At 61.5% G+C, this 15,765-nt stretch carries 16 protein-coding genes; 11 read left to right on the top strand and 5 right to left on the bottom strand.

The window, feature by feature from the left end:
- Nucleotides 1-152: 152 nt before the first annotated feature.
- Nucleotides 153-806, bottom strand: a complete 654-nt coding sequence (gene elbB / locus K6T12_RS18785; protein ID WP_222224425.1) for an isoprenoid biosynthesis glyoxalase ElbB — start codon at nucleotides 804-806, stop codon at nucleotides 153-155.
- 245 nt (nucleotides 807-1,051) lie between these two features.
- Between elbB and hemB the strand changes: the two genes are divergently transcribed.
- Together hemB and ppk1 are read left to right on the top strand one after the other, a co-directional pair.
- Nucleotides 1,052-2,062 (top strand): porphobilinogen synthase, encoded by a 1,011-nt coding sequence (gene hemB / locus K6T12_RS18780; RefSeq protein WP_222224424.1) that lies wholly within the window; start codon nucleotides 1,052-1,054, stop codon nucleotides 2,060-2,062.
- 43 nt (nucleotides 2,063-2,105) lie between these two features.
- Nucleotides 2,106-4,301, top strand: coding sequence for a polyphosphate kinase 1 (ppk1, locus tag K6T12_RS18775; RefSeq protein ID WP_222224423.1), 2,196 nt, complete (start codon nucleotides 2,106-2,108; stop codon nucleotides 4,299-4,301).
- A gap of 356 nt (nucleotides 4,302-4,657) precedes the next feature.
- Here the strand turns inward: ppk1 and K6T12_RS18770 are convergent, their stop codons facing one another.
- Entirely contained in the window at nucleotides 4,658-4,852 is a 195-nt protein-coding gene (locus K6T12_RS18770; protein ID WP_222224422.1) for a hypothetical protein, read from the bottom strand.
- Nucleotides 4,853-4,893: 41 nt separating this feature from the next.
- On the opposite strand from K6T12_RS18770, the gene K6T12_RS18765 reads away from it, so the two are divergent.
- From K6T12_RS18765 to K6T12_RS18750, 4 genes are all read left to right on the top strand, one after another.
- The gene (locus K6T12_RS18765) at nucleotides 4,894-5,667 is read left to right on the top strand and encodes an ABC transporter ATP-binding protein (RefSeq protein WP_222224421.1); all 774 of its coding nucleotides are present in this window, start codon (nucleotides 4,894-4,896) and stop codon (nucleotides 5,665-5,667) included.
- A gap of 73 nt (nucleotides 5,668-5,740) precedes the next feature.
- Nucleotides 5,741-6,499 (top strand): ABC transporter substrate-binding protein, encoded by a 759-nt coding sequence (locus K6T12_RS18760; protein ID WP_222224420.1) that lies wholly within the window; start codon nucleotides 5,741-5,743, stop codon nucleotides 6,497-6,499.
- Nucleotides 6,500-6,559: 60 nt separating this feature from the next.
- Complete coding sequence (locus K6T12_RS18755) at nucleotides 6,560-7,258, top strand: ABC transporter permease (protein WP_222224419.1); 699 nt, start codon at nucleotides 6,560-6,562, stop codon at nucleotides 7,256-7,258.
- Nucleotides 7,255-8,004: an ABC transporter permease gene (locus tag K6T12_RS18750; RefSeq protein WP_222224417.1), complete on the top strand. Its 750-nt coding sequence runs from the start codon at nucleotides 7,255-7,257 to the stop codon at nucleotides 8,002-8,004. The genes K6T12_RS18755 and K6T12_RS18750 overlap by 4 nt, the downstream gene beginning before the upstream one ends.
- A gap of 111 nt (nucleotides 8,005-8,115) precedes the next feature.
- Here the strand turns inward: K6T12_RS18750 and K6T12_RS18745 are convergent, their stop codons facing one another.
- Nucleotides 8,116-8,955, bottom strand: coding sequence for an SDR family oxidoreductase (locus K6T12_RS18745; RefSeq protein ID WP_222224416.1), 840 nt, complete (start codon nucleotides 8,953-8,955; stop codon nucleotides 8,116-8,118).
- A gap of 51 nt (nucleotides 8,956-9,006) precedes the next feature.
- On the opposite strand from K6T12_RS18745, the gene K6T12_RS18740 reads away from it, so the two are divergent.
- The 3 genes from K6T12_RS18740 to K6T12_RS18730 all read left to right on the top strand — a co-directional run bounded on the left by K6T12_RS18740 (nucleotide 9,007) and on the right by K6T12_RS18730 (nucleotide 12,704).
- The gene (locus K6T12_RS18740; protein WP_222224415.1) at nucleotides 9,007-9,933 is read left to right on the top strand and encodes a hydrogen peroxide-inducible genes activator; all 927 of its coding nucleotides are present in this window, start codon (nucleotides 9,007-9,009) and stop codon (nucleotides 9,931-9,933) included.
- Nucleotides 9,930-12,002, top strand: coding sequence for an ATP-dependent DNA helicase RecG (gene recG / locus K6T12_RS18735; protein WP_222224414.1), 2,073 nt, complete (start codon nucleotides 9,930-9,932; stop codon nucleotides 12,000-12,002). Before K6T12_RS18740 ends, recG begins: the two co-directional genes overlap by 4 nt.
- A gap of 189 nt (nucleotides 12,003-12,191) precedes the next feature.
- Nucleotides 12,192-12,704, top strand: coding sequence for a DUF501 domain-containing protein (locus tag K6T12_RS18730; protein WP_222224413.1), 513 nt, complete (start codon nucleotides 12,192-12,194; stop codon nucleotides 12,702-12,704).
- A gap of 105 nt (nucleotides 12,705-12,809) precedes the next feature.
- Here the strand turns inward: K6T12_RS18730 and K6T12_RS18725 are convergent, their stop codons facing one another.
- Together K6T12_RS18725 and coaD are read right to left on the bottom strand one after the other, a co-directional pair.
- On the bottom strand, nucleotides 12,810-13,058 hold the full coding sequence (locus K6T12_RS18725; protein WP_222224411.1) for a YfhL family 4Fe-4S dicluster ferredoxin: 249 nt from the start codon (nucleotides 13,056-13,058) through the stop codon (nucleotides 12,810-12,812).
- Nucleotides 13,059-13,092: 34 nt separating this feature from the next.
- The gene (coaD, locus tag K6T12_RS18720; RefSeq protein WP_222224410.1) at nucleotides 13,093-13,572 is read right to left on the bottom strand and encodes a pantetheine-phosphate adenylyltransferase; all 480 of its coding nucleotides are present in this window, start codon (nucleotides 13,570-13,572) and stop codon (nucleotides 13,093-13,095) included.
- 171 nt (nucleotides 13,573-13,743) lie between these two features.
- On the opposite strand from coaD, the gene K6T12_RS18715 reads away from it, so the two are divergent.
- Nucleotides 13,744-15,021, top strand: coding sequence for a M48 family metallopeptidase (locus tag K6T12_RS18715; RefSeq protein ID WP_315853630.1), 1,278 nt, complete (start codon nucleotides 13,744-13,746; stop codon nucleotides 15,019-15,021).
- Between the two features lie 60 nt (nucleotides 15,022-15,081).
- Entirely contained in the window at nucleotides 15,082-15,705 is a 624-nt protein-coding gene (locus K6T12_RS18710; RefSeq protein WP_222224409.1) for a TetR family transcriptional regulator, read from the top strand.
- Nucleotides 15,706-15,765: the final 60 nt, after the last annotated feature.

Here is a 15,765-nt window from a genome sequence, read left to right as displayed (position 1 = left end):
CCACTTTCGTGTTGCCGACAAGGCGAGAGCGGCGTTATCCCCGGGCATTAAAGAGCTGCCCATGCCGCTACCCCGTGAGAAAGAAAAATGCCAGTCAGTTGGCTTAACTGACTGGCATTAGCCGTCGGGCGCCTTTTCTTTGTACGGCATGATCAGCACATCTCGACCACCTGGTCGACCAGTTTGTTGATGCCGATGGCGGCTTCGCTGATCGAGCCGGCCAGCATGTAGGCCGGGGTGGTGACCAGCTTGCGCTCGCTGTCGATCACGATCTCGCTGACCGCACAGTTCTGGTGGCGGCCGCCCATCGCTTCGATCGCCTGGGCGGTATCGGCATCGTTACCGATGGTGAACCGGGCGCCCTCGCCGAACAGCAGCGGCGTCATCGCCGGCGCGATGCAGATCAGACCGACCGGCTTGCCGGCGTTGTGGATCGCCTGGGCGAATGCTTTGACCTCGTCGTTAACGCTGCAGTCGCTGCCGTTGACGGCGAAGTCGCAGAGGTTCTTGGCGGCGCCGAAACCGCCCGGGATGATTAGCGCATCGTAGTCGTCGGCCTTGGCCTCGGCCAGGTCGAGAATCTCGCCGCGTGCCAGCCGGGCCGCTTCGGTCAGCACGTTGCGCCGCTCGCCTTCGGCCACCTCGCCGCTGCGGTGGTCGATCACGTGCAGCTGGTCGATATTGGGCGCCATGCACTGGTACTGGACGCCGTTCTGTTCCAGCCGCAGCAGGGTCAGTACCGATTCGTAAATCTCCGAGCCATCGTAGACGCCACAACCGGACAGGATAACCGCTACTTTTTTCATGAATTTCCGCTCCTGAATTTCAACATGAAGACGTGCTGTATCGACCGCTATTTGTTAACGAATCGATGCTGGATTAAGTTACCATCATAGTCATATACAGGGCTTTTCAAAGCGTGTGTCCCGCCGGCCGAGAGCTCGCCACTGGCACTCCGGTATGGACTGGGAACTGGCGCGGTCATGCCTTGTCATCTAATTGTCATAACTATCGAGTCCAATGCTCGCCGTACCTGAGAAGGAAGTTCCCCGTGGCCTTTAACGACAGCCAACGTACCTATCCGACCACCCGTATGCGCCGGATGCGCGCCGATAACTTCTCCCGCCGCCTGATGCGCGAGAACCAGCTGACCCCGGATGACCTGATCTACCCGATGTTCGTCATCGAAGGCAGCAACGAGACCGAACAGGTCGCCTCGATGCCGGGGGTTCAGCGCTACAGCATCGATCTGCTGGTCAAGGAGGCCCGTGAGTTGGTGGCGCTGGGGGTGCCGGCCATCTGCCTGTTCCCGGTGACGCCGGCGTCCGCCAAGTCTGAACTGGCGGAAGAGGCCTACAACCCGAACGGCCTGGCGCAGCGGGCGATGCGGGCGATCAAGGACGCCTGTCCGGAGCTGGGCATCATGAGCGACGTGGCACTGGACCCGTTCACCACCCACGGCCAGGACGGCATCATCGATGAACAGGGCTACGTGCTGAACGACCGTACCGTCGATACGCTGGTCAAGCAGGCACTGTCCCAGGCGGAAGCCGGTGCCGATATCCTCGGCCCCAGCGATATGATGGATGGCCGTATCGGCGCGATCCGCGCCGCGCTGGAGAGCGAGGGCCATGTCAACACCCGCATCATGTCCTATGCCGCCAAGTACGCCAGCGCCTACTACGGTCCGTTCCGCGACGCGGTCGGCTCGGCGGCCAACCTCGGCAAGAGCAACAAGTTCAACTACCAGATGGACCCGGCCAACGGCAACGAGGCGCTGCACGAGGTGGCGCTGGACCTGGCCGAAGGCGCCGACATGGTGATGGTCAAGCCGGGCATGCCCTACCTGGATGTGGTACGGCGGGTGAAGGACGAGTTCCAGGTGCCGACCTTTGCCTATCAGGTCAGCGGCGAATACGCCATGCACATGGCGGCGTTCCAGCACGGCTGGCTGGATGAGAACAGCGTAATGATGGAGTCGCTGCTGGCCTTCAAACGGGCCGGTGCCGATGGCGTGCTGACCTATTTCGCCAAGCGGGCGGCCCAGTTGATAAACAGTTAATGTAGCCGACCGTCGCAGTGTGGGTCGGCTCAGGGAGGATTCAATGACCAAGGTTGAGCAGATTACCGAAGCGCAGGAGACGGTGGCGGAAACCTCCGTCGATGCGACCGTCGAGGCCACCGCCGCACTGGTGGAGAGCCGCGAAAGTGTCGCTACCACGGAACCGGTGGAACAGCCGCCGCTGGATCTGAAGGCGCCGGAACTCTACATCAACCGTGAACTGAGCCACCTGCAGTTCAATATCCGGGTGCTGGAGCAGGCGCTGGACGAGCGCCATCCGCTGCTGGAGCGGCTGATGTTCCTGCTGATCTTCTCCAGCAACCTGGACGAATTCTTCGAGATCCGGGTGGCCGAGCAGCTGCGCCAGATCAAGTACGGTCGCGAAGCGGTCGGTCCGGACGCGATGCACCCCAACAAGTTGATCGAACGGATCGCCGAGATCTGTCACGCCACGGTCGAGCGCCAGTACAAGATTCTCAATGAGATCATCTTCCCGGCGCTGGAGGCGGAGAAGATCCACTTCGTACGCCGACGCGACTGGAGCGAAGCGCAGCGCGACTGGATCAAGACCTACTTCGAGGAGCACGTGGTGCCGGTGGTCAGCCCGGTCGGCCTGGACCCGTCCCATCCGTTCCCCCGGCTGGTCAACAAGAGCCTGAACTTCATCGTCGAGCTGGACGGCAAGGATGCGTTTGGCCGTGAAACCGGCTTGGCGATCATCCCGGCGCCGCGCTCGCTGCCGCGCTTGATCCGGTTGCCGGACGAACTCTGCGCGGAAGGCGACAACCTGATTTTCCTGTCGTCGATCATCCACGAGTTCGCCGAAGAGCTGTTCCCCGGCATGAAGGTGGACGGTTGCTTCCAGTTCCGCATCACCCGCAACGCCGACCTGACCTTTGATTTCGAAGAGATTGAGGACCTGGCCAACACCCTGCGTGGCGAACTGCACTCCCGTAAGTACGGTGATGCGGTGCGGCTGGAGGTGGACAACCGCACGCCGGAGGAGCTGATCGGCTTCCTGCAGCGTGAGTTTAGTCTCGATGAAGCCCAGACCTACCGGGTCAACGGCCCGGTCAACCTGACCCGGCTGATGGCGGTGCGCGACCTGGTCGAGCGTAACGACCTGCGCTGGAAACCGTTCTCGCCGGGCGTGCCGGGCAAACTGAAAGCCGAAAAGAACATCTTCACCGCACTGAAGCAGAGTGATCAGCTGCTGCACCATCCGTTCCAGTCGTTCGGCCCGGTGGTCGACCTGCTGCGCCAGGCCGCTAAGGACCCGAACGTGGTGGCGATCAAGCAGACCCTGTACCGCACCGGGGTCAACTCCGATATCGTCAACGCGCTGGTCGAGGCGGCCCGTAGTGGTAAGGAGGTCACCGTGGTGATCGAACTGCGCGCCCGGTTCGACGAGGAGAGCAACTTGCACCTGGCTGCGCGCCTGCAGGAGGCCGGTTGCCTGGTGGTCTACGGCGTGGTCGGTTACAAGTGCCACGCCAAGGCGATGCTGGTGGTGCGCCAGGAGGGTGACAAACTGGTGCGCTACTCCCACCTGGGCACCGGTAACTACCACTCCGGTACGGCCCGGCTGTACTCCGACTACAGCTTCCTGACCGCCGACCAGGGTGTAGGCGAGGACGTTCACAAGGTGTTCCAGCAGCTCACCGGGATGGGCAAGATCCAGAAGCTGAAGACGCTGTACAACGCGCCGTTCACTCTGCACGCCAAGATGATCGAGCTGATTCAGCGCGAGGCGCGGCTGGCCAAGGCCGGCAAGCCGGGTCATATCATGGTCAAGGTTAACGGCCTGACCGAGCCGAAGATGATCCGGGCGCTCTATGAGGCCTCCCAGGCCGGCGTCAAGATTGAACTGATCATCCGCGGCATGTGCCGACTGCGCCCGGGACTGGAAGGGGTGTCGGAGAACATCCATGTGCGCTCGATTATCGGCCGCTTCCTGGAACATACCCGGGTCTATTACTTCGGCAATAACGGCAAGCCGGAGGTGTTCTGCGCCAGCGCCGACTGGATGGAACGCAACATGTTGAACCGGGTAGAGACCGGCTTTCAGCTGTACGGCAAGCACGCCGAACGGCTGAAACGGGAGCTGGATTACTACATGCAGGACAACAGCCAGAGCTGGGTGCTGCAGTCCGACGGTAGTTATATTCTGAATCAGCCGGCCGAGGGTGAGGAACCGTTCAGCGCCCAGCAGGCGCTGATGGACGAGTTCGCCCGTTAAGTATCCCCTGCATCGATTCGCACGAATCAAACCGGCCCGTCGTCAGGCGGGCCGGTTTTTTTAATTCAGTTACCAGATAACAGTGTTGAGTTAACAGCTGCCCGCCGCCACAGGGTTCTGCGTTTCGTAGCAGCCTGCTTGGTATGTCCCTTGGGTACTGCGGACGACAGTGGCGGTCGGTGATCTGAAAAGCAAGCCACTGCCGCCGATGGCCCCGCGCAAACAAACCTTGCCGCAGGTCTAACAGACCTTCCCGCATATACTCGAAGAATCCGGCGCTTGTAAAAAATACTCGGTCTTGTTCCTGGTCAATATTTGCCCGCCATACGTTTGCGCTGCCGGATTTTGTCTATAAATTAACCATTGTTGGGTGAGCTGAAGGCGGCATTCGAATGGCCGCCTGGCGGTGATTGCCGTGAAGGGGTGGCGAAATATTGCGATTCGGTCATGAAATCCGCAAAATAGGCCCCTTCGAATTTTTTTAATGCTCGATCAAGCGTTCTAATGAAGGCGGCATGGCTTACCCGGATGTCGCAAGCAACCGCCGCCATCGGATGACCCTGATCGGCGGATGAACAGCGGAAACCACACGATGGCAAATGCGCAGACAGCTCTTGAGCTGATTGATATTCATAAATCCTACGATCATCTCGAAGTCCTGAAAGGGGTCAGTCTGTCCGCCCAGAAGGGGGATGTGATCTCGATTCTCGGCTCCAGTGGTTCCGGCAAAAGTACCCTGTTGCGCTGCATCAACCTGCTCGAACAGCCGAACCAGGGCCGCATCATCATCGGCGGTGAAGAACTTACCCTGAAACCCGGCAAGCAGGGCCTGCTGGAAGCAACCAGCCGAAAGCAGCTGGAGCAGCTGCGCGCCCGGCTGGGGTTCGTGTTCCAGCAGTTCAACCTGTGGCCGCACAAGACCATTCTGGAGAACATCATCGAGGCACCGACTCAGGTGCTGAAACAGCCGAAGGAACAGGCAGTGGCCCGGGCGCAGGAACTGCTGCGCAAGGTCGGCCTGCTCGACAAACAGGATGCCTACCCCGGCAACCTGTCCGGCGGACAGCAGCAGCGTATCGCCATCGCCCGCACCCTGGCGATGGACCCGGAGGTGCTGCTGTTTGACGAACCCACCTCGGCGCTCGACCCGGAACTGGTCAACGAAGTTCTGGCGGTCATGCGCGAGTTGGCCCAGGAAGGGCGCACTATGCTGATTGTTACCCACGAGATGCGCTTTGCACGTGACGTATCGAGTCAGGTAGTGTTCCTCCATCAGGGACAGATTGAGGAGATGGGGCCGCCCGAACAGCTGTTCGATAACCCGACCTCCCAGCGAGTGCGGGACTTCATGTCCAGCCACAGCTGATCTTCCCGAAAGTTTCACCCGCTGGTGGGTGAATCAGGCATTTCTAAAAATAACGATGAGCGAGATGGAAACTATGAGCATTCGTAAACTGATTGCCGCAGGTTGCGTAGTGGTAGGCACACTGCTGTCTGCGCAGAGTGTTATGGCGGGCGACAAGATCCGCATCGCCACCGAAGGTGCCTACGCACCGTTCAACATGGTGGATGCCAACGGCGAACTGGTCGGCTTCGATGTCGACATCGCCCGGGCGCTGTGTGAAGAGATGAAGGCGGACTGCGAAATCGTGGCGCAGGATTGGGACGGTATCATCCCGGGTCTGCGTGCTCGCAAGTACGACGCGATCATCGCTTCCATGTCGATCACCGAAGAGCGTCTGCGGGTGGTGGACTTCTCCGAGAAGTACTACTCCAACGTGCTGGCATTCGTTGCCGCCAAGGACAAGTCCCTGGAGACCTCTAAAGAGGGTCTGAAAGGTCTGACCATCGGTGCCCAGCGCGCCACTATCGCCGGTCAGCAGCTGGAAGACGTGTACGGTGACGTGGTTAACGTCAAACTGTACGACACTCAGGACAACGCTTACCTGGACCTGACCGCCGGCCGCCTGGACGGTCTGCTGTCCGACAAGTTCCCGGCCTATGACTGGCTGCGTACTGAAGAGGGTCAGGGCTTCGAGTTCAAGGGCGCTGACATCGATATCAACGACGAGATCGGTATCGCGGTACGTAAGGGTGACAAGCTGAAGGACAAGTTCAGCACGGCGATCAAGGCGATCGTTGAAAATGGCACCTACGAGAAGATCAACGCCAAGTACTTCCCGTTCTCCATCTACTGATCCGGACCGGGTGACCGCTGCGGCGGTCGCCCTTTCCTCCGGCAACAGGGTTTCTGAATAATGGATCTGCAAGGTTTCGGCCATCTGCTGATTAGCGGCAGCTGGATCACCGTTCAGCTGGCATTGACCAGCCTGGTGTTCGGGCTGATTTTCGGTCTGCTCGGTGCAGCGGCCAAACTCTCCCAAAGTCGCCTGGCACGGGGCCTGGCGACCGGCTACACCACCATCGTGCGCGGTATTCCCGAGCTGCTGCTGGTGCTGACGCTTTATTTCGGCGGCGCCCAGCTGCTGATGTGGGCGGCCAGCTGGTTCGGCTACGACGAATACATCGAGGTCGGTCCGTTCGCGGCCGGCGTGGCGGCGCTGTCGATCGCCTTCGGGGCCTATGCCACCGAGGTGTTCCGTATGGCGTTGATGGAGATTCCGCGTGGTCAGTGGGAATCGGCGTACGCCGCCGGTATGGGCCGTGGTCAGACCTTTTTCCGGATCATCCTGCCGCAGGTCTGGCGGTTGGCGCTGCCGGGGCTCGGCAACCTGTTCCAGGTACTGCTGAAGGACACCGCGCTGGTGTCGGTGGTCGGCCTCAACGAGTTGATGCGCCAGGCGTCGGTCGGTGCGGCATCCACCAAGGAACCCTTTACCTTCTATATGGCCGCGGCGTTGCTGTACCTCGGCCTGACGGTGATCGCCACTGGCATCACCATGTATCTCGAACGGGCCAGCAACCCGACCACGCGTAGCCGGAGGGTACGGGCATGACCTGGGAGTGGGGCATTATCTGGCAATACCTGCCGAAACTGCTGGACGGCGCCTGGCTGACGCTGGAGCTGATCTTCTTCTCCGGCCTGATCGGCTTCCTGTTGGCGGTGCCGATTGCGTTGATGCGCGCGGCTCACAACCCCTGGCTGCGGGCGTTGCCGTTTGGCTACATCTTCTTCTTCCGCGGTACGCCGCTGCTGGTGCAGATTTTCCTGATCTATTACGGCGCCTCGCAGTTCGAGTTCATCAAGGAGTCCTTCCTGTGGCCGGTGCTGAAGCAGCCGTACTGGTGCGCCATCATCGCCTTCTCGCTGAACACAGCGGCGTACAGCGCGGAGTTGTTCCGTGGCGCCATCCAGGCGATTCCGAAGGGCGAGCTGGAGGTGGCTAACGCGCTGGGCATGAGCCGGCCGCTGATCATCCGCCGTATCGTGTTGCCGCGCGCTTTCGGTATCGCGCTGCCGGCCTACGGTAACGAGCTGCTGCTGATGCTGAAGAGCAGTGCGCTGGCCTCGACCATCACCCTGCTGGACCTGACCGGTATGGCGCGCACCATCATCGCCCGTACCTATACGCCGCTGGAGATGTTCTTTGCCGCCGGCATGGTCTATCTGGCGATCGCCGCATTGATGATCGGTGCCTTCCGCTTCCTGGAGTATCGCCTCAACCGTTACCAGTACTACAAGCACACCGCGCTGCCGAAGAATATCGATCCGCAGCTGCGCGATGAGCATCTGGATACCTGAGAAGTTGCAAGCTTCAAGCTGTAAGTTAACAGCTAACAGCTAACAGCTAACAGCTAACAGTTCACAGTGATTCCGGAGCCTTTCTGGACACTGTGAACTGTCTCCCGCCCCTTACCTCATCTCTTCGATCATCTCGCCGTAGCCTTCCCGGTAGCTCGGGTATTTGAAGCGGTAACCGGTGCTTTTCAACAGCTGATTGCTGCAGCGTTTGCTGCCGCTGAAACGGCCGAAGCCGTAGTCGGTGATCTCGACACCGAGTTGCCCGGCCAGCCATTCGGTGACCTCGTGCAGTGATGCCGGCCGGTCGTCCGAGGCCAGGTAGATCGGCGCCAGCGTCTCGCCATGCAGTTTCATCCCGATCAGGTGGGCCAGTACGCCGGCGCAGTCGTCGCGGTGAATCCGGTTGCTGTAGCTGAGCGGTTCGGCCGGCGCTCCGCGCCCGCTACGCACGGTGTTCAATAGCCGTTCGCGACCGGGGCCGTAGATGCCGGAAAAGCGCACCACCGTGGCCGGCAGGCCGGCGTTCAGCAGCCGCTGTTCCGCCTCCAGCATCAGCTGGCCGCTGAAGCGGCTTGGCTGGCAGACAGAGCTTTCATCCACCCAACTGTGGTCGTTCTGATGGTAGACGCCGCTGCTGGAGGTAAAGAAAACATGCCGTGGCCGGTTGGTCAGGGCCTTCAGCAGATTATCCAGCCCGTGCAGGTAGGTCTGCCGGTAGCCATCCTCACTGTGCTCACTGGCGGCGGCACTGAATACCAGGATGTCCGCCGCGGGCAGCTGCTGCAGGCTGTCCGCTTGAGCCAGATCAGCCGGGATGCCGTGGATGCCTTCTGGCAGCTGGTTTATAGTACGCCTAAGACCATAGACGGTATGGCCGCCCGCCAGCAGTTGCCGGCCCAGGGCCGAGCCAACATCGCCGCAGCCGGCGATCAATACTGCAACCTTGTTCATCGTCGCTCTCCAATCGTCAATGCGCCGCAGTCTAGCAGAGGAATCTTCCGAATGACGCTAACGGAACTACGCTACATCGTGACCCTCTCTCAGGAGCAACATTTCGGCCGGGCTGCCGAACGCTGTTTCGTCAGCCAGCCGACATTGTCGATCGCCGTCAAGAAGCTGGAGGATGAACTGGGTGTGCCGCTGTTCGAACGCAGCAAAGGCGCGGTGCGGGTGACCCCGGTCGGCGACAAGGTGGTACGCCAGGCGCAACGGGTGCTGGAACAGGCCGAGACCATCAAGGATCTGGCCCAGGAGGGCAAGGACCAGCTCAGCGCGCCGCTACGGGTTGGTGCGATCTATACTGTCGGCCCCTACCTGTTTCCTCACCTGATTCCGCAACTGCAGCGGCTGGCACCGCAGATGCCGCTGTATATCGAAGAGAACTTTACCGAAACCCTGCGCGCCAAGCTGCGTAACGGCGATCTGGATGCGATCATCATTGCGCTGCCGTTCCAGGAGCCCGATGTGTTGACCCGGCCAGTCTACGACGAGCCGTTCCTGATGCTGCTGCCCAAGGGGCACAGCTGGGCGGAGAAAAGCCAGATCGACGCCAACAGCCTGGCCGATACCGAGCTGCTGCTGCTGGGCGAGGGACACTGCTTCCGCGATCAGGTGCTGGAAGCCTGCCCGACATTGGGCTCGCATCCCGGCCATGGCGACAATCAACATACCGTGACCGAAGGCAGCTCGTTGGAGACGATCCGGATGATGGTTGCCTCCGGCCTTGGCAGCTCGGTACTGCCACTGTCGGCGGCCAATAACCAGCACTATCGCTCCGAAATGGTGGTCACGCGGCCATTCAAGGCGCCGCAGCCGATGCGTACCGTGGCGGTGGCCTGGCGTGCCAGCTATCCGCGTCCGCAGGCGATCGATATGCTGGTGCAGGCGATCAGCCGTTGCCAACTACTGGATAACGGCGTTTCCGAATGAGCCTGGCCGAGCGTCCGGTCACCGATCTGAAAGGGGTCGGTACCGCCCTGTCGCTGAAACTGGAGCGGCTGGGAATTCACAAGCTGCAGGATCTGCTGTTCCACCTGCCGATGCGCTACCAGGATCGCACCCGCATCGTACCGATCGGTGCGTTGCGTCCCGGTGATGAGTGCGTGGTCTGTGGCGAGGTCAAGGCGGCCGACGTGGTGCAGGGCCGCCGCCGCAGCCTGCTGTGCCGCATCCAGGATGGCACCGGCACCCTGACGTTACGCTTCTTTCACTTCTCCGCGGCCCAGAAAAATGGCTTGAAGCCGGGCAGTCGGATCCGCTGTTTCGGCGAGGCGCGACCCGGCCCGGCCGGGCTGGAGATGGTCCACCCGGAATACCGCCAGCAGCGTGACTCCGGCCTGGAGCCGGTCGCCGATACCCTGACGCCGATCTACCCGGCCACCGAAGGGCTGCAGCAGACCCGACTGCGCACCCTCTGCCAGCAGGCACTGGAGGAACTGAACGGCGACAACCTGGCCGAGTTGCTGCCGCAGGAGATGCGCGATCGCTGGCAGCTCTGGTCGCTGGCAGACTCGCTACGCTACCTGCATAACCCGCCGGTTGACGCCGACCAGCACCTGCTGCTGGAGGGGATGCACCCGGCGCAGCGGCGGTTGGCGTTCGAAGAGCTACTGGCCCACAACCTGGCGTTGCAGCAGATTCGCCACAAGACCCAGCAGCAGGGCGCGCCGTCACTGCCGCCGCAGCATCGCCTGATCCCCGCCTTCCTCGAGCAGCTGCCGTTCCCGCTGACCGGCGCCCAGCAACGGGTGTCGCAGGAGGTGGCCCGCGACCTGGCGCAATCCTATCCGATGCTGCGGCTGGTGCAGGGCGACGTCGGCTCCGGCAAGACGGTGGTGGCGGCGCTGGCGGCATTGCAGGCGGTGGAGAACGGCCTGCAGGCGGCGGTGATGGCGCCGACCGAGATCCTCGCCGAACAGCACTTCAACAACTTCAGCCAGTGGCTCGAACCGCTCGGCCTGGAGGTGGCCTGGCTGGCCGGCAAATTGAAAGGCAAGACGCGAGCGGCTCAGCTGGCCAAGATCGCCGACGGCAGCGCCAAGGTGGTGGTCGGTACCCATGCGCTGTTCCAGGATGAGGTGCTGTTTCATGACCTGGGACTGGTGGTGGTCGACGAGCAGCACCGCTTCGGCGTGCACCAACGGCTCAGTCTGCGCGAGAAGGGGCGCAATGGCCATCTGGCGCCCCACCAGCTGATCATGACCGCGACGCCGATTCCGCGTACGCTGACCATGAGTGCCTATGCCGACCTGGACTGCTCGATCATCGACGAGCTGCCGCCGGGGCGTACCCCGGTCAACACCGTGGTGATCGCCGACAGCCGCCGCGACCAGGTGATCGGCCGGGTCCGTTCGGCCTGCGCCGAAGGGCGGCAGGTCTACTGGGTCTGCACCCTGATCGAAGAGTCGGAAGCGTTGCAGTGCCAGGCCGCCGAGGTAACCTGCGAAACCCTGCGCGAACAGCTGCCGGAGCTGCGTATTGGCTTGGTGCACGGTCGTATGAAACCGGCTGAGAAAGCGGCGGTGATGGCTTCGTTCAAGGCTGCCGAGCTGGATCTGCTGGTCGCCACCACGGTGATCGAGGTTGGCGTCGACGTGCCCAACGCCAGCGTGATGATCATCGAGAACCCGGAGCGGCTCGGCCTGGCCCAGCTGCACCAGCTGCGCGGCCGGGTCGGGCGGGGTTCGGTGGAGAGTTTCTGCGTGCTGATGTACCAGGCGCCGCTGTCCAACCAGGGCCGCGAGCGGCTGGCGGTGATGCGCGAGACCACCGACGGTTTCAAAATTGCCGAAAAGGATCTGCAGCTGCGTGGCCCCGGCGAGGTGCTTGGCACCCGCCAGACCGGCATGATGCAGTTCCGTATCGCCGACCTGCAGCGCGACGGCGACTTGCTGACCAGGGTACGTCAGCTGGCCGGCCAGATGCATGGCTATCCGCAGCAATCCGCTCAACTGGTACGCCGCTGGCTTGGCCAGGGCGAAGAGTACGGCAACGTCTGATTCTGCTCCTTGGCAGCGGTTGGTGGCGCCTGTCTGAACCGTTACAATAGGCGCTTTTCCGGGCCTGTCCGCCGTATCCCTTATCCCATGGTGACCCGAACGAAGCCGGGCCCGGCTGCTATTGCTTCTCTTAACCTAGCCGAAATTCGCTTGCCGAACAGACGCCGCTCCTAACGTTGGACCTGCAATTTGAACGATATCAGCCGTGAGCAACTGGATATTATCGAACAGCAACTGGGCCGCCCGCCCCGAGGCCTGGTGGCGATCGCCCGCCAGACCGACGACGGCGTGCCGCTGGTGCTGCAGATGCGCTCGCTGGTCGACGACCAGCCGTTCCCGACCCTTTACTGGCTCTGCTCGCGTGACCTGCACCGGGCGATTGCCCAGATCGAGGACCAGGGCTGGGTTAAGGAGATCGAAGCGGAGATCGAGCAGGACGAGGCGCTGCACGCTGCCTATCAGGCCGATCAGCGGGCCTATGTCGAACGGCGCTGGCAATTGATGGCGGAAGAGGATCGCAGCCGCATCGCACAGCTTGGTTTCAGTGAACTGTTCGACCGTTACGGCATCGGCGGGATCGCCAACTGGGACAAGGTGCGCTGCCTGCATATGCAGTACGCCCAGCATCTGGTGATGGGCAGCGAGATCGGTCGCCGGATGGACCGGCTGTTCGAGCTGCCGCAGCTGCAGATTCGACTGTAGCGGGCACACCGGTGCGGCTTGCTACGAGCGAGGCGGGCGGAACAAACAAAAAAAGAGCAGGCTTGTGGCCTGCTCCTTTTTTTATGCCTGGTCGATGGTGGTCGCTCAGGCGCCGGTCAGCTGCTTGTATTTCTCCATCAGCTGATCCTGGCTTTCGACGTGGTCCGGATCTTTCGGGATACAATCCACCGGGCAGACCTCGACACACTGCGGCGTGTCGTAGTGGCCTACGCACTCGGTGCATTTTGCCGCATCGATCTCGTAGATTTCGTCACCCGGAGAGATTGCCTCGTTAGGGCATTCCGGTTCGCATACATCACAGTTGATGCATTCGTCTGTAATCATCAATGCCATACTGGCTACCTCACTGACTCACTATTTGGCAGAGTTACTGCCCCAGCAGCTCTTTCAGGGCTTGGTCCACTGCCGGATGGACAAACTTGCTCACATCTCCACCCAGGCTGGCGATCTCGCGGATCAGCGTCGACGAGATGAACGACAGGTGCTCGGCCGGGGTCAGAAACATGCTTTCTGCCTGCGGCGCCAGCTGGCGGTTCATATTGGCGAGTTGAAACTCGTATTCGAAGTCGGATACCGCCCGCAGGCCACGCAGGATGACATTGGCATCGTGCTCTGCGACCAGGTTGGCCAGCAGACCGTCAAAACCGATCACCTCGACGTTCGGCAGGTGGGCCAGCGCCGTCCGCGCCAGTGATACACGTTGCTCAAGCGGCATCAGCGGGCGTTTCTTCGGGCTGGCGGCGACCGCCACCAGAATACGGTCGAACAGGCGGGCGGCTCGCTCCACCAGGTCGATATGGCCGTTAGTAATGGGGTCGAATGTTCCCGGGTAAAGAACTGTATTCATATCCGGCTTTCACCAGTCCGGTTGCTCAAAATATTAGCAATCTCGCAAGTGCGGGATGTTAACGGAATTAGATAGGGCGTACAAATACTATAATGGAATGGTTTGATCTTCATCAGGAATAAAAAAATAAACTGATATTTCAAATGGGAATAAGCAAATCAGGTGATCAAAGTGCTGTACAAGTTGCTGTTTAACAAACGAATGATACGCGTCCCGCTGGTGCTGGCGGGGTTGGTCGGCCTGGCCGGTTGCCAGGCGTTGCAGACGGCGGACCGCGGTCTCTACCAGGCGGTGGAGATGGTCAGCGAGAATGACCGGGTCACCGGCCGGCGCAGCCTCAGTCTGGCCGACCGCAATGCCCAGATCCGTCAGGGAAACCAGTATATCGAGCAGCTGCTGGCCGAGGAGCGCCAGGCGGGCCGTAAACTGAATGGCGAGCTGGATCGGGCCCAGTATCAGCGGCTGGTGCGGCTGTTCGACCGGATACAGCGGATCAGCCATCTGCGCCAGGAGCGCTGGCAGCCGCTGTTGATCGATCGTGACAGCTTCAACGCTTTCACCACCGGCGGCACCTATATCGTGGTGCACCTGGGCTTGATGGAGCAGTTGCCGGACGATGACGAGGTGGCGGCGGTGGTCGGTCACGAGATCGCCCATACGGTGGCCAACCATGTCGGAGAATCCCAGGGCCACCGGATCGCCAGCCAATTGAGTGGCTCGAAAGCCGCCCGCAGTGGCGCTTACCAGGCGGCCTTTACCCACGAGAACGAGCGGGAGGCCGACCGGATCGGCATCCTGTACAGTGCGCTGGCCGGCTTCGACCCCTATGCCGCCAGCCGGATCTGGCAGCGCCAGTACTTGCTGGAGGGCAATGCCCGGGCACTGATGCTGCACGATCACCCGGTCAACGCCGAACGTGCCGAGGAGGCGCGTCAGGTGGCGGCGGCAGTGGCCTCCTACTACCGGCCAGGACAGCAGAACCCCCACTATGAGGCGCTGCTGGAGAACAATGCGCTCTGGCAGGCTCAGCAGCCCGGGCCGGAGGCGGGTGCCGGCGGTGGCGTGCTGGCGCTGCTGAGCACTGTCACCGATACCTGGCTGCAGCATGAGCAGGCCAAGGCGGAAGCGGCACGCCAGCAGCAACGGAGTGCCTTCGTCAAGGCGGTGGAGGCGCGTATGACGTTGCTGGAGAGCCGCACCCTGGCCGGCAATCGGCTGCAAACCCGTTGGCAGTACCGGGCCAGCGCGCCGCCGCTGAATCAACTGGTGATCGGTCTGCTGGTGCAGCAGGGCGAGCAGCTGAGTCGTCATGTGGCCCATATCGATGGTGTGGTACGGCCGAACGGCCAGTTTGTCGCCGAGTTTAATCTGCCTGAAACATTGCCGGTGCAAGATTTGCCCTCCCTGCCGGTACGCTTCTATGTCGATGACGTTGTCCCGGCACAATAAGGCGACTGTGTAACGGCGCTACGATATTGATTGATGTAACTGCCGGACGGAGGGTTCAGGATGGCGAGGCGTACCAAGGAGGAAGCGGAACAGACACGGCAGGCGCTGCTGGAAACGGCGCTGCGGCTGTTCAGCGAGCGGGGCATCGGTCAGACCAGCCTGAAAGATATTGCGGCTGAGACCGGCGTTACCCACGGTGCGCTCTATTGGCATTTCAAGAACCGCGGCGATCTGGTGCGGGCATTATATGAGCGTTCCCGCTTGCCGCTCGATGATCTGCATCTGGAACAGCTGCAGGCGGCGCGCCAGGATGGCCTGTCGGCGCTGGCGGATTTCCTGCAGCACTGGTGCCGTCTGCTGATGAAGGATCCCGAAGTGTCGCGTATCTGGCGGGTGTTCCATTGCGGGCCACGCAACCTGCCTGAGCTGGCGGCGCTGAATGATGCGATTACCGCCGAGCATGAAGAGTGGCTGGAGCGGATCCGGCTATTCGTCAAGAAGGCGCGCAAGCAAGGTCAACTGCCGCCAAAAGCCAAGGGTAAGAAGGATACCCTGCCGGCCAACCTGCTGGTGTTGGTGTTCGGCCTGATCGAGAGCCAGCAGGTGGCGCCGCAGCTGATCGATGGCAAGCTTGCCACCAAACAGGTGATCAGAAACTATCTGCTAGGGCTGCAGGCGGCTTAGTTTCAAGCGCCCGATAGTATTTTGCCGCGGTGGCGCACTGCAAGGGTACAGCGTCGTAGC

The sequence above is a fragment of the Marinobacterium arenosum genome (assembly GCF_019795155.1).
In the GTDB taxonomy this organism is placed as follows: Bacteria; Pseudomonadota; Gammaproteobacteria; order Pseudomonadales; family Balneatricaceae; genus Marinobacterium_C; species Marinobacterium_C arenosum.
This window is presented reverse-complemented; position numbering and strand designations above follow the sequence as displayed.

What these genes read in the sequence shown, in the direction of transcription:
- elbB (WP_222224425.1), bottom strand. Translation starts at nt 806, where the DNA reads ATGAAAAAAGTAGCGGTTATCCTGTCCGGTTGTGGCGTCTACGATGGC.
- ppk1 (WP_222224423.1), top strand. Translation starts at nt 2,106, where the DNA reads ATGACCAAGGTTGAGCAGATTACCGAAGCGCAGGAGACGGTGGCGGAA.
- K6T12_RS18770 (WP_222224422.1), bottom strand. Translation starts at nt 4,852, where the DNA reads ATGGCGGCGGTTGCTTGCGACATCCGGGTAAGCCATGCCGCCTTCATT.
- K6T12_RS18765 (WP_222224421.1), top strand. Translation starts at nt 4,894, where the DNA reads ATGGCAAATGCGCAGACAGCTCTTGAGCTGATTGATATTCATAAATCC.
- K6T12_RS18760 (WP_222224420.1), top strand. Translation starts at nt 5,741, where the DNA reads ATGAGCATTCGTAAACTGATTGCCGCAGGTTGCGTAGTGGTAGGCACA.
- K6T12_RS18755 (WP_222224419.1), top strand. Translation starts at nt 6,560, where the DNA reads ATGGATCTGCAAGGTTTCGGCCATCTGCTGATTAGCGGCAGCTGGATC.
- K6T12_RS18750 (WP_222224417.1), top strand. Translation starts at nt 7,255, where the DNA reads ATGACCTGGGAGTGGGGCATTATCTGGCAATACCTGCCGAAACTGCTG.
- K6T12_RS18745 (WP_222224416.1), bottom strand. Translation starts at nt 8,955, where the DNA reads ATGAACAAGGTTGCAGTATTGATCGCCGGCTGCGGCGATGTTGGCTCG.
- K6T12_RS18740 (WP_222224415.1), top strand. Translation starts at nt 9,007, where the DNA reads ATGACGCTAACGGAACTACGCTACATCGTGACCCTCTCTCAGGAGCAA.
- recG (WP_222224414.1), top strand. Translation starts at nt 9,930, where the DNA reads ATGAGCCTGGCCGAGCGTCCGGTCACCGATCTGAAAGGGGTCGGTACC.
- K6T12_RS18725 (WP_222224411.1), bottom strand. Translation starts at nt 13,058, where the DNA reads ATGGCATTGATGATTACAGACGAATGCATCAACTGTGATGTATGCGAA.
- coaD (WP_222224410.1), bottom strand. Translation starts at nt 13,572, where the DNA reads ATGAATACAGTTCTTTACCCGGGAACATTCGACCCCATTACTAACGGC.
- K6T12_RS18710 (WP_222224409.1), top strand. Translation starts at nt 15,082, where the DNA reads ATGGCGAGGCGTACCAAGGAGGAAGCGGAACAGACACGGCAGGCGCTG.